The sequence below is a fragment of the Pseudarthrobacter cellobiosi genome (genome assembly GCF_023913815.1).
GTDB classification, from domain to species: Bacteria; Actinomycetota; Actinomycetes; order Actinomycetales; family Micrococcaceae; genus Arthrobacter; species Arthrobacter cellobiosi.
In genome coordinates this window covers 166,634-180,908 of sequence record NZ_JAMXBK010000027.1, presented here as the reverse complement: position 1 = coordinate 180,908, position 14,275 = coordinate 166,634, and the positions used below count along the sequence as shown (strand labels likewise).

Below are 14,275 nucleotides of genomic sequence, written 5' to 3'. Positions count from 1 at the left end.
TAGTGGCGATCGCGCCGCGCTGTCACGATGACATCTAAGCGTCGAGACGAAATCGTCTCGGGACCGATGTCAAAGGAGATATCGCATGACCGAAACTATCGCAACACTCGCGGCCCGGACGGGCCCGCGCCGCACCTCGAGGGCCCGGATCGCGGTGGCCAGCTCGATGGGCAGCATCATCGAGTTCTATGACTTCCTCATCTACGGCACTGCAGCGGCCCTCGTCTTCCCCCAGGTGTTCTTCCCGGCCCTGGGCCCGGCCGCCGGCACCATCGCCGCCTTCGGGACCTTCGCCGTCGCCTTCGTCTCCCGCCCCCTCGGGGCCGTCCTGTTCGGCCACTTCGGGGACAGGCTGGGGCGCAAGAAGACGCTCGTCAGCACGCTGGTGATCATGGGTGCCGCCACGGTTATGATCGGGCTGCTGCCCGACGCCAGTGTGATCGGCGTTGCCGCACCGATCATCCTCGTTCTTCTCCGTTTTCTCCAGGGATTCGCCGTCGGCGGCGAATGGGCCGGAGCGGCGCTGCTCGCCGCTGAGTACGCGCCGGCCAAGAGCCGCGGCCTCTTCGCGGCCTTCCCGCAGCTGGGCCCGTCGATCGGCTTCGCCCTCGCAAGCGCCACCTTCCTGATCATCAACCTGTCCCTGGGCGACAAGTCGGAGGCTTTCCTCACGTTTGGCTGGCGCATCCCGTTCATCGCCAGCGCCGCACTGGTGATCATCGGCCTCTACATCCGCCTCAAGATCGAAGAGACCCCGGTCTTCAAGGCAGACCGCGAGGCGGACGTCGTGTCTACAGCTCCGCGCAAGCTGCCGGTGTGGGATTCGGTGCGCAACCAACCGCGCCAGATCCTCCTGGGCGGGGCCTCCACCATGATGCTCTTCGCCTTCTTCTACATCGGCACGGCCTTCCTCAGCAGCTACGGCACCAACCCCGCGGGCCTGGCCCATAGCCGGCCAACCATCCTCTTCCTGGGAATTGTGGGCGCATTGTTCTTCGGAGCCGGCACGTTGGTGAGCGCCGTCCTCTCAGACCGGTTCGGCCGCCGGATAGTGATCGTCACGTCCTGCATCGTGGCGATCCCCTGGGCGCTCCTGCTCTTTCCGATCCTGGACATCGGCACCACCTGGTCATTCGCCGTCGGACTGTCGGGCACACTTCTCATCGTCGGCGGAGTCTACGGTCCTGTCGGTGCATTCCTGCCGGAACTCTTCGCCACCCGCTACCGTTACACCGGCGCCGGAATGGCCTACAACCTCGGAGCGCTGGTGGGCGGTGGCGTCACCCCGCTGGTAGCGGCGTCGCTGGGTGCCAGCCTGGGCAGTTACTCCATCGGCCTGCTTCTCGCTGGAGTGAGCGTGGTGAGCCTGCTCGCCACCTTCGGCCTCCCCGAAACCCGAGGCATCGATCTCGATGCCGTGTCCGGAAGCACAGCCTTGCGGTGACCAGCCGATCACCCGGATCGACATTGACGAGCGCCTCGTCAACGTCGCAGTTCGAAGTCCTCACATTCGGCGCCCCGGACGGGTCCCGCGTGCCGAGGGTCTTTAGCTGGCGGACGGCTCTGCTCCTTGCCTGTTCAGGATCGTGCCTGGGGAAGCAGTCGGCGCCGGGTGTGGATCTCGCCGTTGGCGGGCATGTTCCATGTTTGATTTCACTCAAACAGTGAAGATGGTGGTGGGCTTGTGGGCGCCGCCTTCCGTGAGCAGTTTGGTCATCTTCTTGGCGGCGTCGCCATGGCTGAAGAAGCGGACGCGGGTGTCGAACGCTGCCGCCTTGATGCCCTGAGCCGGCCGTTGCCCAACTGCGCCAGCAGTTCCGTGATTTTGGGGGGTGGGCCGCCAGCCGTTGATGGGGGAGCCGACGATGAGGAGATCGCCGCCTGACAGGTTCCCGGGGTTGAAGTCCGTCTCGGAAACCGCTGCAGCGCGGATAGGTTTTGAGGCCTTGTGCGATGGCCTCTGCAACCGCCTTGGTGTTCCCGTATGCGGAGTCGTAAACAACGTAGCCTTTTATGCGGTGATCACTACTTTCAGGGCGTTTGTCTCCGCGGCACGGGCGAAGGTGTCGTAGGCGTCCATGAACTGGTCAAAACGGAAGTGGTGCGTTGCGAACTTTTCCGCAGGGAGCTTTTTCTGGGCGACGAGTTTCAGCAGCATCGGAGTGGTGTTGGCGTTCACGAGTCCCATGCTGATGTTGATGTTCTGGATCCAGAGGTTCTCCACATGGAGTTCCACTGATTTGCCGTGTACCCCGACGTTGGCGACGTTCCCGCCCGGCCGGACGATCTCCGTGCACATGCTGAAGGTCGCGGGAATGCCCACTGCCTCGATGGCCACGTCCACGCCCTGGCCATCGGTCAGGCCCAGCACCTGTTCCTTCCAGTCGGCGTCGCCTGAAAGGACGACATCGGTGGCGCCAAACTCGCGGGACTTCTCTAGACGGTTCCCGTCAATGTCGATGGCGATGATGGTCGCCGCTCCATAGAGTCCGGCGGTGGCGATTGCTGCCAGCCCGACCGGACCCACCCCGACCACCGCTACCGTGTCGCCGGGCTTGACCCGGCCGTACTGGACCCCGATTTCGAAGCCCGTGGGGAGGATGTCCGACAGCATGACGGCCTGCTCGTCGCTTACGCCGTCGGGCAGCAGATGGAGGGAGTTTTCGGCGTATGGGACCCGCACGTATTCGGCTTGCGTGCCGTCGATCAGGTGGCCGAAGACCCAGCCGATGCCCGAGGCGCCCTCGTCGCCCATGCAGTGCGAATAGAGGCCGCTCTTGCAGTTGGCACAGTGCCCGCAGGACTTGATGCAGGAGATGATCACGCGGTCGCCCGGTTTCAGGCTAGTCACGGACGACCCGACCTCAGTAATGGTTCCCACTCCTTCGTGGCCCAGGATTCTTCCTTCCGTCACGGCCGGCACATCCCCTTTGAGGATGTGCAAATCCGTCCCGCAAATGGTGGTGGTGTCAACCTTGACAATGGCATCGGTGGGATTCCGGATCGCCGGATCGGGCACTTCCGTCCAGGACTTCTTCCCTGGGCCTCCGTAAACAATAGCTTTCATAACCGTTCCTGCCTGTTACTGATCATGGGGTCCACGGCGCGCGGAATGCTGCTCCACCTCAACGATGACGCCCGGTTGCCTCGCCGGTAAGGGACAAAAGTCCCGGAAGTCCGACGGCGGCGGCTCAGGTCGCCACATTGCCCGCGGTCCCGCCGGGCTCCAGTTGCCGGGAGATCAGGACAGGGGCCGTGGCGTGGTGAAGGACTGCGTGGGCATTTGACCCGATAGATCCTCAGAGGAGCCCCCGGCCCTTGCTGCCGACGACGATGAGGGCGGCACCGCGGGCGGCATTGAGGAGCGCCCGCGGGACGGAAGTATCCTGGGCAACGTGCTGGCTGATAGTCACGTCCGGAGCCAAGCCGCTGGCGTCGTGGGCGGCCGTCAGGAGGAGGCGACGGGCCGCTCCTTGGCCACCTCCGGCCTGGTTGGCCGTGCGGTCATGGGACCGTATGACGTGGATGATCATCAGGTCCGCTCCCGTAGCACTGGCCATGGCACAGGCAATACTCAGGGCGCCCGCCGACCCGGAAGAGTCAATTCCCACCACGATGCGCCCCTCCGGGTTCTTATCGAACCGGATGACCGCGACGGGGCAGGAGGCCGCCGCCGCGAGTTCCAGACTTACTGATCCCACCAGAAGTCCCATAAAGCCACCGATCCCGCGGCTGCCAAGAACCAGCATCCGCGCACCTTCCGCGATCCGACGGAGATGGCCTGCAGGAAGTCCGTACAGGAGGCTGCTCCGGATCCTGGCCCGGGGCGCCACGGACAGAGCCTCAGCTTTCCCCTCATCAAGGATGGCCTGCGCCTGATGTTGCAGCCCGCTTCCGGCTATGCCTTTGACGGGTCCAAGGTCGTTGGTCAGCAGTGGCCACAGTGAGGAATGAACCACCTGCAACTCACAGTCTGTGAGCGCTGCGTGCCGTGCAGCCCATCGCACAGCCAGGGCTGCCTCAGCCGATCCGTCGTAGCCAACTACCACGCGGTCAGGGGAGGGCATGGCTGGACCCGGCCTTGCCGCCGCCCTCCACGGAAGCCTGCCCGGGAGCAATCGAAATCCCTGCCGGCAGGTCTGAGCCATGCGCGACGAGGACAGGGCATTTTGCGTGCTCAGCCACCGTTGCGCTCACCGCACCCAGCAGCAGCCCTTCAAATCCGCCGCGGCCGCGGCTGCCCCCTACAACCATGTGCGCAGACCTGCTTTCTTCGACCAGGACCTTGGCCGCCGGCCCTTGGGACACCACCATTTCGAGCCTCGCAGGAGGAACACCGTGGAAGGCCTTGGCCACTGCCTCGGCACAGATTTTCCGGGCTTCTTCATCGGGGTTCCAGACCACCGGGGTGAAAGTGCCGAAGGCGATCTGGAACTGCTAGGAGGACATGGTCCGGGTACGGGCGTTGAGGAACGGGGCCAATGCGCCCGCCCAGCGCAGAGCGAGTGTGGAAGGAGCGCTTCCGTCTACGCCCACCACGATTGGCGGCAGTTCAGCCGCCGATGGCATCGTGTTCCTCGGCCTCCTGGCTAACCACCAGCACAGGGCAGTGCGCATGGGCTGCACACGCTGCGCTGACGGAGCCCATGAGCTGGCCAAAGAGGCCGCCGTGGCCGCGTCGACCAACGACGAGCATTTGGGCGTTCCGGCTTTCGTCAACCAGGACCTTCGCAGGCGATCCCACTTTGACAGCTGTCGTGAGATGTTCTGGGCGCTCCGCGCCGTAGGCCCTGTCGATGGCCTGTTCCATGAGGCGTTTGGCGATGGCCTCAAGCTCGGCCGTTGTATCGATGTAACCCGGAGGCAGGTGCGCGGGCAGGTAGAAGTCGGAGAAGCCCAGGCATGTGACGACGTGCAACGGTGCGGCCAGTGCGGACGCCAGGCGCCCGGCGAGGCGCAGCGCCGCGGGGGAGTATTCGGAACCGTCGATTCCGACAAGGATGCGATCGTAATCACTCATGGCAGTACCTTCCCCCAGGATCCGGCGGTGGCCTAGGGCCGAAGGTCACTGAAGGCACACGGTTTCCGGCGGCGCCTCAGGCTGGTCGAAGCAACACTGCGGCCCCCGTGAACCGGTCCAGGGACAGGTCCAGCAATGCCTGGTCTGCCTTTGTCCACTGATAGGGGATAGTGGTGGGGCGGAGCGGTATTTGCTCTGCCAGCGCGAGGAGTTCCCGCCCGTCGGCTCTGGTATTGGCCGTGACGCTGCGCAGGCGGCGCTCCTGAAAAAGGTCCTTTTGATAGTCCAGGACCGGGATGTCGCTCAAGTGGATGCCTGCGACGGCGAGGGTTCCTCCGCGGTCCAGAGCTCGAAGCGCGATTGGTACCAGCCGGCCCGCAGGAGCGAAGAGGATGGCCGCGTCCAGCAGCTCAGGCGGGACTGCTTCAGCGGGCCCGGCGAACTTTGCCCCCAGTTCAAGGGCCAGCCTCTGCGCCGCCGCCGACCGTGTCATGACATAGACGCTTGCACCCTCGTAGATAGCCATCTGCGCCGTCAGGTGGGCCGATCCGCCAAAGCCATAAATGCCGAGTTTGCCTCCCGGCGGAAGGCCGGAGGAACGAAGCGCCCGATAACCGATGATCCCGGAACACAGCAAGGGCGCCGCTTGCTCATCGGTAAATGCTTCGGGTATCCGGTACGCGTAATCCTCGTGGACGGTCATCAGCTCCGCGTAGCCGCCGTCGGCATCCCATCCGGTAAATGTCGGTGCCAGGCAGAGGTTCTCGGACCCGCGCCGGCAGAAACGGCAGGAGCCGCAGGTGCGGGCCAGCCAAGCTGCTCCCACACGCTCGCCGGGCCGGAACCTGAAGCTGCCTGCTCCCAGCCCCACCACCTCGGCGACCACTTCATGGCCAGGGATCCGGCAGGAGCCATGGGGCGGCAGGTCTCCTTCAGCCAGGTGGAGATCTGTGCGGCAGACTCCACAAGCAAGTACAGAGAGCAGGACCTCGCCCGGCCCCGGGGACGGATCGGGGCGCTCGCCCATCCGCAATGGGCCTGACGCGATGGGACCAGGATCCTCAACCCACCATGCCCGCATGAACCGGTTATTCCAATCCGGCGCGGGTGGCCTCATCCAAAGGACCGCCCCAAGTCAGCGGCGCGGCAAGCCTGAACCGCCGTCCACTGACACTCTCCGGGACAATACGGAGGAAATGGTCTTTCCGGCCCGTGTCCCAGGGGAACAGTAACTGTCCTACGGAGTCCAGGAGTTCAGGGGTCCGGGTCAGGGCTGTGGCCGGCCCTTTCACGACGACGCTCCAAGCCACGCCGCCGTCGGTGTCGGCACCGTCGGCTTCAAGTGCCACCTGCTTGCCCAGGGCGGATGCAAGCTTGGTGCCCGCACCCGTCCGGAAGACCAGTGATTCATGGTGGACCTTGTAGTTGATAGGAAAGATCTCCGGGTGGTCGTTCACCCACACGGCAAGGCGGCCTACCGATTCGCCTTGCAGCAACCGCCAGCACTCCTCAGCTGGCAGCACGGCGGTCTCCGGTATCGGTGCATCTGTGGTCATGGCCAAGATCATACGGAGCAGCTGGCCCCCTATGTAGGGCACAAAGACCCTTAACCAATCCCACGCGGAGCCTAGATGATCGTTCCTTGTGGGGAGTAGTCTGTGTGCACCGGCAGACCGGGCCACATGGATGTCTCCATCGAGCAAGGCGGTTTCATTGAACCAGCCCACTCAACCGACCGGGACGGGTTCCCGGCAACCTGTCGCGGGCTCGCGGACCGACGAACTTCTTACCGACTTTGTTGACCGTGCCGGGGAGCTGGTGAGCGCCCAACAGCGGATGCAGGGGCTTCTGAGTGCCGTTGTTGCATTGGCTGAGGACCTCAGCCTAGAGGCCGTTCTGCACCGGGTGGTTAGTTCAGCCTGTCACCTTCTCCAGGCTGAATACGGAGCATTGGGAGTCATTGGAAGCGACCACGCGCTGAGCCATTTCATCACTGTGGGGATAGATGAGGAACTCGCCCGTAAGATTGGTCCCCTCCCCACAGGTCATGGCGTTCTCGGCTTGTTGATCCGCGATCCGAAGCCGCTGCGGTTGCATGATCTTAGCCAACATCCGGATGCCTACGGGTTTCCCAAGAATCATCCGCCGATGAAATCTTTCCTCGGCGTGCCTGTCAGGGTGAGGGATATTGTGTTCGGCAACCTTTACCTGACCCAAAAAAGGGACGGCGGCGACTTCACGGACGAAGACGAGGAGCTGGCCGAGGCACTTGCCGCGGCCGCCGGCGTCGCAATCGAAAACGCCAGGCTCTATGACGATGCCCGGCGCAGAACCGCGTGGCTGCAGGCGTGCATGGATGTGACCGGGAAGATGATGGGCGACGAGGAGACGCCGGAGGGCCAGAACGGGGGACTGGACATGATCGCCGCCAGAGCACTCCGGGAGTCCAGTTCCGCCCTTGCCCTCATCCTGGTCCAGGAGGACACTTCCAACTTGTTCCGCATCGCGGGAGCAGCGGGAAACCTCGCTCCGCAGTGGGTAGGACGGCTTTTGTCGTTTGACTCTGTGGAAATCGACACCGTCCTCGCTACGGGCAAGGCCGTTGTGGTTGAAGACGCATCGTCCGCTCTCGGCGGCGGCGAGGGGCTCGTTGCGGGCCGGCTGCTGGTCATAGACCTTAGCGCCCGCGGTACCCACCACGGGCTCCTGGTCCTCCAGCGTGAACTGGCTTCCGGGACATTCAGCAGGACGGACCTGGAAATGGGTCCCGTGTTCGGTTCGCATGTGGCGTTGGCCCTCGAACTGGCGCGTGCGCATCGGATGCGGGAGCAATTTGCCGTGTTCAGCGACAGGGACCGGATCGCCCGCGACCTGCATGACCTCGTCATTCAGCGTGTGTTCGCAGCTGGGCTCAGCATCCAAAGCCTCCGGCGTTTCATCACGGGTGACTCCGCAGCCAGGACGATCCAGACTGTGACAGCCGAACTTGACGAGACTATCCGGGAGCTTCGCAACACCATTTATTCGCTGAGTGACTCCGAGACCGGGAAGGAACTTCTCAGTAGCCGTGTCCTCCAGGTGGTCCGCAGCGGTGCGCAGTCCCTGCCGTTTGTCCCCCTGCTGACGCTGACGGGGCCTATCGACGCGATCCGGGACGAGGAAACTGTCCTGAACATTTTGGCTGTCATCACCGAAGGGCTGAGCAACGCTGTTCGCCACTCGGGAGCGGACTCGATCCGCGTTTCAGTTTCCGTGGAGGAAGGATTCGTGTGCGTCGTGATCCAGGACAACGGCACAGGATTCAGGATACTTTCGCCTGGCAACGGACTGTCGAACATGGAATACAGGGCCCGGACGCTGGGCGGCACTTTCGAGGTGTCCAGCTCCTCGGAGACGGGAACGGTCTTGACCTGGAAGGCTCCGGTTTTTTGACTGTTACCGGTCAGGGGAGGAATGCTGCGCCATGTGGACCGCGGCCTGCGTCCGCCGCTCGAAACCCAGCTTCGCGAGCAGGGACGAGACGTAGTTTTTCACTGTCTTTTCCGCCAGCAGCATGCGTTCTCCGATCTGGCGGTTCGTCAGGCCTTCCCCGACCAGTTCCAGCACCCTGCGCTCCTGCCGGGTCAATGACGCGACCCTTGGGTCCACTCGCTCAGGTTCTGTCAGTCCCTGAACGATCCTAGCTTTCAGGTCGGCATCAAACAGGGATTCACCCCTGGCAGCGCGACGCAGGGCACCGATCAGGTCCGAACCACCTATTTCCTTGAGAACGTACCCTGAGGCCCCGGCCAGGACCGCACCGCGGAGCGCCTGCTCATCGTCATAGCTTGTAAGAATCAGGCAATTGATCGTTTCGTCAACTGAATGGACATCGCGGCAGACCTCGATGCCTGTCCCGTCCGGCAACCGCGCATCAAGGATTGCCACGTCCGGCTGCAGCGCTGGAATTCGGCGTGCCGCTTCGGCGGCGGAGCCGGACATGCCGACGACCACGAATCCTTCGCTTTCCAGGAGGTCCTGGAGTCCCCGGCGGACCAGTTCATGATCGTCCAGGATGAACACCCTAATGCCGATGTTGGGCGAGGCAACCTCGTGCTCCGCTGCTGCAGTGGCGTTCATTCCTATCCCTTCCGCGCCGCCGTTACAAGGACAACAAAGGTGCCCCGCCTGCGCCTGACTCATTCTTTAGGAACAGCCAAGATGCCACAAGGGTCCAATGACCCGAACGGAGTGCGGCGGGAGGGTGTGACCAATGGCCCTACCCCTGCCGCTGGATCCGGGAGAACGTTGTGCCACCGACCGTTTCGGGTCCGCGGCCCACCCGTTTTTCTCGGAAAAGAGCAGGAATGAAGGATAAGAACGAGGCCACTCTCCGCTTCCTGGGGGCAACTGACACCGTGACGGGGTCCCGGTACCTCGTGGATTCGGGTGGACAGCGGATTCTCATCGACTGCGGGCTGTTCCAAGGATTCAAACGCATCCGTGTCCGCAACCGGGCACCCTTTCCGGTACCCCCGGCATCCATTGACGCAGTTCTGCTGACCCACGCCCACCTGGACCACACAGGCTACGTACCGGCACTGGTCAGGGACGGCTTCCGGGGGCGAGTCCACGCTACTGCGGCCACTACGGAACTGTGCACGCTCCTTCTGCCTGACAGCGGACACCTCCAGGAGGAGGAAGCGCGCTACGCGGACCTGCACGAATATTCATCCCATCACCCCGCCGTCCCGGTTTACACAGCCGCCGATGCCGTGCGGTCCCTGAACAGCTTCGAGTCGCACGATTTTGACACACCCCTCGACCTGGGGGGCGGCATCCAGGCCACTTTTGTGCCGGCAGGGCACATCCTGGGCGCCTCGCAGATACGGCTGACTGTCCAGGGCACGCGCGTGCACTTCACCGGGGACCTCGGCCGGCCCCATGATCCACTGATGCACCGCCCGCGGGCACTCGAAGCCACCGATGTCCTGGTGACCGAGTCCACGTACGGCAACCGGACCCACCCGGAGACAAATCCGGAGGACGAACTAGGCGAAGTCATAGACAGGGCAGCCAAGCGGGGAGGGGTTGTCCTCGTCGCCGCCTTTGCGGTGGGAAGGGCAGAGACACTGATGCTGCATCTCTCGCGCCTCCGGCGGCGCGGGGCGATCCCGGACATCCCCATTTACCTCAATAGCCCGATGGCCATCGACGCGTCGGGAATGTACCAGAGGCACCCCGAAGAACACCGGCTGCATGAACGCGAGTTTACAGAGATGTATCGGGTGGCCACCATGACCCGGAGCGTGGATGATTCCAAACTGCTGAACCTGCGCGGCGGCCCCATGGTGATCATCTCGGCGAGCGGCATGCTCACGGGCGGCCGGATCCTGCACCATCTGCAGGCGTACGGATCTGACCCCAGGAACGTGGTGGTGCTCAGCGGATATCAGGCCGCGGGGACGCGTGGTGCCGTTCTTGCGGGCGGTGCACAGCAGTTACGGATCTTCGGTCAGGACATTCCCATCAAAGCCGAAGTCGTTTTGTTGGACAGCCTTTCGGCGCATGCGGATTCCAATGAAATCGTCGATTGGATGCGCGCAGCCCCACAAGCTCCTCGTATGACCTATGTCACCCACGGGGAGCCGGACGCGTCAGACGCCTTGCGGGTTCGCGTCAGACGTGAACTGGGTTGGAACGTCCGGGTTCCTGAGCACCTTGAAGCCGTATCGCTGAAAAACCCGCGCTAGAGTGCCTGAAGGCGGGATCATCAGGCACCCTTTCCCTATGGAAAAATCCTGAGCGCGGTGTCCCAGTTGAAGTGTTCATGCTCAGGGCTGACCTGCAGGCCCATGACAACCAGCATGAAGGCTTCAAGTTCGCGCGAACGCCGAAGTGGACCGACGTCGATGGGCCTGAGCCCTGCGGCCGCTGCCACGGCGCTGACTTTCTCCTTGGCTTGCTCCGAGTCGCCGGCAATGAAAACGTCCAGATGTTGCCCGCCGACCTTTCCAGCCTCCAAGGTGGTGGGGAACGTAGTGTTGAACGCTTTAACCACCTCCGCACGTCCGTTCAACAGGCGGGCTGTTTCTTCGGCCGCGGACATGCCAGGCTCCGTGGTCAGCCGATCGAAATTCGAGACGTCCACGGTGTTGCTGATATCTACGACGACCCGGCCGTCAAGAGAGTCACCAATTTCCAGGATGGCGTTATGCACTTCCTTGTGCGGGATGGCCAGGAAGATTATTGCTCCCGTGATGGCGGCCCCCGTCACGCCTCCTGTGGCGCCGGGTCCGAGGCTCTCGACCAGCGCCCGTGTTTTGGAGCCGTCACGGCCAAGAATCTGTACGGGGTTGTTCCCTCGCAGCATCGCCGTGGCGAGTGCGCGGGCCATGTGCCCGCTGCCGAGAATGCTGATGTTGGTCATGATCTTCCTTTACTGGAAACGCCGCGGACTGCGTGTCCATCCAGTAGACATTGTCACTCGGGTCCGGCAACAGGGACGAAAGCCCCGGAACCCGTGGCGGGGGCTTAAGGCACTGGCAGTTCAGTGCCTCAGCGAGAGACTGGTGTAAGTGGTGTGATGAAGGGGGCAGGAGTTGAAGGCGCATGAAGTCCTGGCCGGGGCTGACGGCTCCAGCACGGGCCAAATGGCGGCGGACTGGGCTGCGCAGAGGGCGGGCCGGCTAGGCCTCCGTCTGCATTTGGTGCGGGCGGTGCCCGAACCCTCGTACTTCAGACTGCCTGTGCAATATGGGGAGGCGGTGGCCGAGGCGCAGGCGCTGCTGGGCCTTGAGCGTGGCAGGGTGGCCGCTCGGAATCCAACGCTGCAAATCATCACCAGCTGGCAGCCGGGTGAGCCGGCACCGGTGCTGAGCCGGTTGTCCGTTGGCGCCGAGATTGTAGTTATGGGTTCGGACCGGTCAGCAGACAGGCGAGGCGAGGGATTCGGGTCAGTAAGCTTCCAGGCCGCGGTCCTGTGTCGAAGTCCCGTCGCAGTCATTCCGGCTCCCAGGGTGGCCAACCGAACAGGGGTAGTGGTTGGCATCGACGGATCGGCAGACTCCGAAATCGCCCTGAAGGTGGCGGCGGAGGAGGCGAGCCGGACCGGAGAGGGACTGACAGTGCTGCATGCGGTGTCGAAGACGCCGCCCCCGGCCAGCCGTACGCCTGATCCCCACGCACTCATCTCAGAAGCAGTAGGCAGCATCCGGGACATGTTTCCGGGGCTTCCTGTCCGCGGAGCACTGGAATCCGATGACTCACCTGCCGATGTGCTCGTACGTTCTGCGGCACAGGCCAGCCTATTGGTGATTGGCTGCTGGGGACGGGGCGGACTTCGAAAACCCGTCGGTTCCATCGCCGAGAAGGTTCTGATGCGGTTGCCTTGTCCCACCATCATCACGCGGTCTGCATCTCAACCGGCCCCGTGATTCCAGCCGGCAGTTGCAGTTGCCAGGCATGACCTTTGGCCCTACAGACGGGCGCACCGACGCGTAACGCTGGAGGAGACTCAAGCGTTAGTGTGCTGGGCCAAAGACGATGTTTCGATGACGGAGTACACCCATGAAAGCTCGCTCAATCATCATGCTCATTCTCGGCATTTTGTTCTCGATGCTGGGTATCGGGTTGCTCTTCGGCGGCATAGGTGCCTCGTGGGTCAATGCACTCCAGGACGACGGCGGCTACCTCACCTCACCGAGTGAGCGATTCGACGTTGATTCCTCAGCGATCATTTCCGCGCGGCCGGACAACATGCGTGATGACGCCTACCCTGGGCCTTTGCCCTTTGATGTGGGCAGCATCCGGATCTGGGCGGAATCCGCTAATCCCGGCAAGGAGATCTTTGTCGGCATAGCCCCCCGGTCTGACGTGGAGCGCTACCTGTCCGGGGCCAACTACTCCGAACTGCTGGACGTCAGTTTCCGGCCCTTCCATGTTGAGTATCGGGAAACCCAGGGAACACAACAACCGCCTCTTCCGTCCGGGCAGGACTTTTGGGTGGCATCCGCTTCGGGAGCCGGTGAACAGGAACTGGACTGGAATATCCAGTCGGGGAACTGGTCAGTGGTGGTAATGAATGCCGATGCCAGCCCTGACGTTCGCGCCGACCTGAAGGCAGGGTTCCGGTCTGAGCTTTTTGGCCCGATAGCCGCCGGCCTACTGGCAGCAGGAGCCATTCTGCTAGTTATCGGGGTTCCGCTGCTGATCTTTGGCGCCCAAGGACTGGGCAGGCATGCGCCGGGGGCGGCCCACCCTGGAGCCCCAGTGCCAGCGCCCGTAGGGTCTCCAATGGCAGGGACCGCAGCGCCCGCGGCATTTGCCGGCCCCGCAGTCCAGCCGCCCCCGACCTATTCCGCTGCGGAGTGGGCGCCGTACCCGGCCCGGCTTCGGGGAGAACTCGACCCGGTCCTGTCCAGGTGGCTGTGGCTGGTGAAGTGGTTCCTCGCCATACCGCACTTCTTTGTACTGTTTTTCCTCTGGTTCGCCTTTGTCGTAGTGACTGTCATCGCGGGTTTCGCCATCCTGTTTACAGGACGCTTTCCCCGTTCCCTTTTCGATTTCAACGTAGGCGTGCTGCGTTGGAACTGGCGAGTGGCTTTCTATGCCTACTCCGCGCTGGGAACGGACAAGTACCCGCCATTTACACTGGCGAGGACGGACTACCCGGCCGATTTCGAGGTTGATTACCCGGAGCGGCTTTCCCGTGGGCTCGTGCTGGTTAAATGGTGGCTCCTGGCGCTGCCCCACCTGATAATCATTGCGGCCCTGACCGGCACCAGCACCGTTCGCTGGAGCGACCCCCAGCCTTCCGGCATCAGGTACGAGACCGGTACCGGGTTTTCGCTGGTCGGCTTCCTGGTTCTTGTCGCTGCGGTGATCCTGCTCTTCAGCGGCCGCTACCAGCGCCCGCTGTTCGACCTGCTTTTGGGCTTCAACCGCTGGATTTACCGGGTCATCACCTACGTCTCCCTGATGCGTGATGAATATCCGCCATTCCGCCTGGACCAGGGCGCCCGGGAAGTCCACGAGCGTTATCCACTAGCAGCCGACGCCAATGCGGTGCGCCCGGCAGCCCCGCCGGATGGACCCCTGCCGCCGGACGGTCCTATCCCGCCGGTTGGTCCTACAGCGCGCAGTTGAGGCTCCGTTGCAGCAGGAGGGCACCCCCCAGTGCCAGCAACTCCGCCATACCTTCAGCAGTGGCCAATCCTTCCACCGCCTGCGCGGCCGCCCAAGCCGATGAGTTCCAGTACCTCATCGGTCCTGGAA

General features: G+C 63.4%; 14 protein-coding genes. 5 read left to right on the top strand and 9 right to left on the bottom strand.

Translation table 11 applies throughout. The features are described 5' to 3' along the window. Positions 1-85: 85 nt before the first annotated feature. Positions 86-1,444, top strand: a complete 1,359-nt coding sequence (locus NG701_RS16340) for an MFS transporter (RefSeq protein ID WP_252568828.1) — start codon at positions 86-88, stop codon at positions 1,442-1,444. 213 nt (positions 1,445-1,657) lie between these two features. Here the strand turns inward: NG701_RS16340 and NG701_RS16335 are convergent, their stop codons facing one another. From NG701_RS16335 to NG701_RS16305, 7 genes are all read right to left on the bottom strand, one after another. Beyond that, entirely contained in the window at positions 1,658-1,966 is a 309-nt protein-coding gene (locus NG701_RS16335) for a hypothetical protein (protein ID WP_252568827.1), read from the bottom strand. A 45-nt stretch (positions 1,967-2,011) separates the two neighbouring features. Continuing rightward, a complete protein-coding gene (locus NG701_RS16330) occupies positions 2,012-3,067 on the bottom strand; it encodes a zinc-dependent alcohol dehydrogenase family protein (protein WP_252568826.1) in 1,056 nt (351 codons plus the stop codon). A gap of 232 nt (positions 3,068-3,299) precedes the next feature. After that, on the bottom strand, positions 3,300-4,067 hold the full coding sequence (locus NG701_RS16325) for a universal stress protein (protein WP_252568825.1): 768 nt from the start codon (positions 4,065-4,067) through the stop codon (positions 3,300-3,302). Beyond that, positions 4,054-4,404 carry a universal stress protein gene (locus NG701_RS16320; RefSeq protein WP_252568824.1) on the bottom strand — a complete coding sequence of 117 codons (351 nt, stop codon included), beginning with the start codon at positions 4,402-4,404 and terminating at the stop codon, positions 4,054-4,056. The genes NG701_RS16325 and NG701_RS16320 overlap by 14 nt, the downstream gene beginning before the upstream one ends. A 148-nt stretch (positions 4,405-4,552) precedes the next feature. After that, complete coding sequence (locus NG701_RS16315) at positions 4,553-5,020, bottom strand: universal stress protein (protein WP_252568823.1); 468 nt, start codon at positions 5,018-5,020, stop codon at positions 4,553-4,555. 76 nt (positions 5,021-5,096) lie between these two features. Beyond that, positions 5,097-6,101 carry a zinc-dependent alcohol dehydrogenase family protein gene (locus NG701_RS16310; protein WP_252568822.1) on the bottom strand — a complete coding sequence of 335 codons (1,005 nt, stop codon included), beginning with the start codon at positions 6,099-6,101 and terminating at the stop codon, positions 5,097-5,099. A gap of 7 nt (positions 6,102-6,108) precedes the next feature. After that, positions 6,109-6,576, bottom strand: a complete 468-nt coding sequence (locus tag NG701_RS16305; protein WP_252568821.1) for a pyridoxamine 5'-phosphate oxidase family protein — start codon at positions 6,574-6,576, stop codon at positions 6,109-6,111. 130 nt (positions 6,577-6,706) lie between these two features. On the opposite strand from NG701_RS16305, the gene NG701_RS16300 reads away from it, so the two are divergent. Then, the gene (locus NG701_RS16300) at positions 6,707-8,452 is read left to right on the top strand and encodes a GAF domain-containing sensor histidine kinase (RefSeq protein ID WP_308292619.1); all 1,746 of its coding nucleotides are present in this window, start codon (positions 6,707-6,709) and stop codon (positions 8,450-8,452) included. A 3-nt stretch (positions 8,453-8,455) separates the two neighbouring features. Here the strand turns inward: NG701_RS16300 and NG701_RS16295 are convergent, their stop codons facing one another. Further along, positions 8,456-9,139: a response regulator gene (locus tag NG701_RS16295; RefSeq protein ID WP_252568820.1), complete on the bottom strand. Its 684-nt coding sequence runs from the start codon at positions 9,137-9,139 to the stop codon at positions 8,456-8,458. Positions 9,140-9,366: 227 nt separating this feature from the next. On the opposite strand from NG701_RS16295, the gene NG701_RS16290 reads away from it, so the two are divergent. Beyond that, positions 9,367-10,752, top strand: a complete 1,386-nt coding sequence (locus tag NG701_RS16290) for an MBL fold metallo-hydrolase RNA specificity domain-containing protein (protein WP_252568819.1) — start codon at positions 9,367-9,369, stop codon at positions 10,750-10,752. Between the two features lie 35 nt (positions 10,753-10,787). Here the strand turns inward: NG701_RS16290 and NG701_RS16285 are convergent, their stop codons facing one another. Further along, entirely contained in the window at positions 10,788-11,429 is a 642-nt protein-coding gene (locus tag NG701_RS16285) for an NADPH-dependent F420 reductase (RefSeq protein WP_252568818.1), read from the bottom strand. 172 nt (positions 11,430-11,601) lie between these two features. Between NG701_RS16285 and NG701_RS16280 the strand changes: the two genes are divergently transcribed. Together NG701_RS16280 and NG701_RS16275 are read left to right on the top strand one after the other, a co-directional pair. Beyond that, the gene (locus NG701_RS16280) at positions 11,602-12,435 is read left to right on the top strand and encodes a universal stress protein (RefSeq protein WP_256475886.1); all 834 of its coding nucleotides are present in this window, start codon (positions 11,602-11,604) and stop codon (positions 12,433-12,435) included. 133 nt (positions 12,436-12,568) lie between these two features. Continuing rightward, positions 12,569-14,146, top strand: a complete 1,578-nt coding sequence (locus NG701_RS16275; protein ID WP_252568817.1) for a DUF4389 domain-containing protein — start codon at positions 12,569-12,571, stop codon at positions 14,144-14,146. Positions 14,147-14,275: the final 129 nt, after the last annotated feature.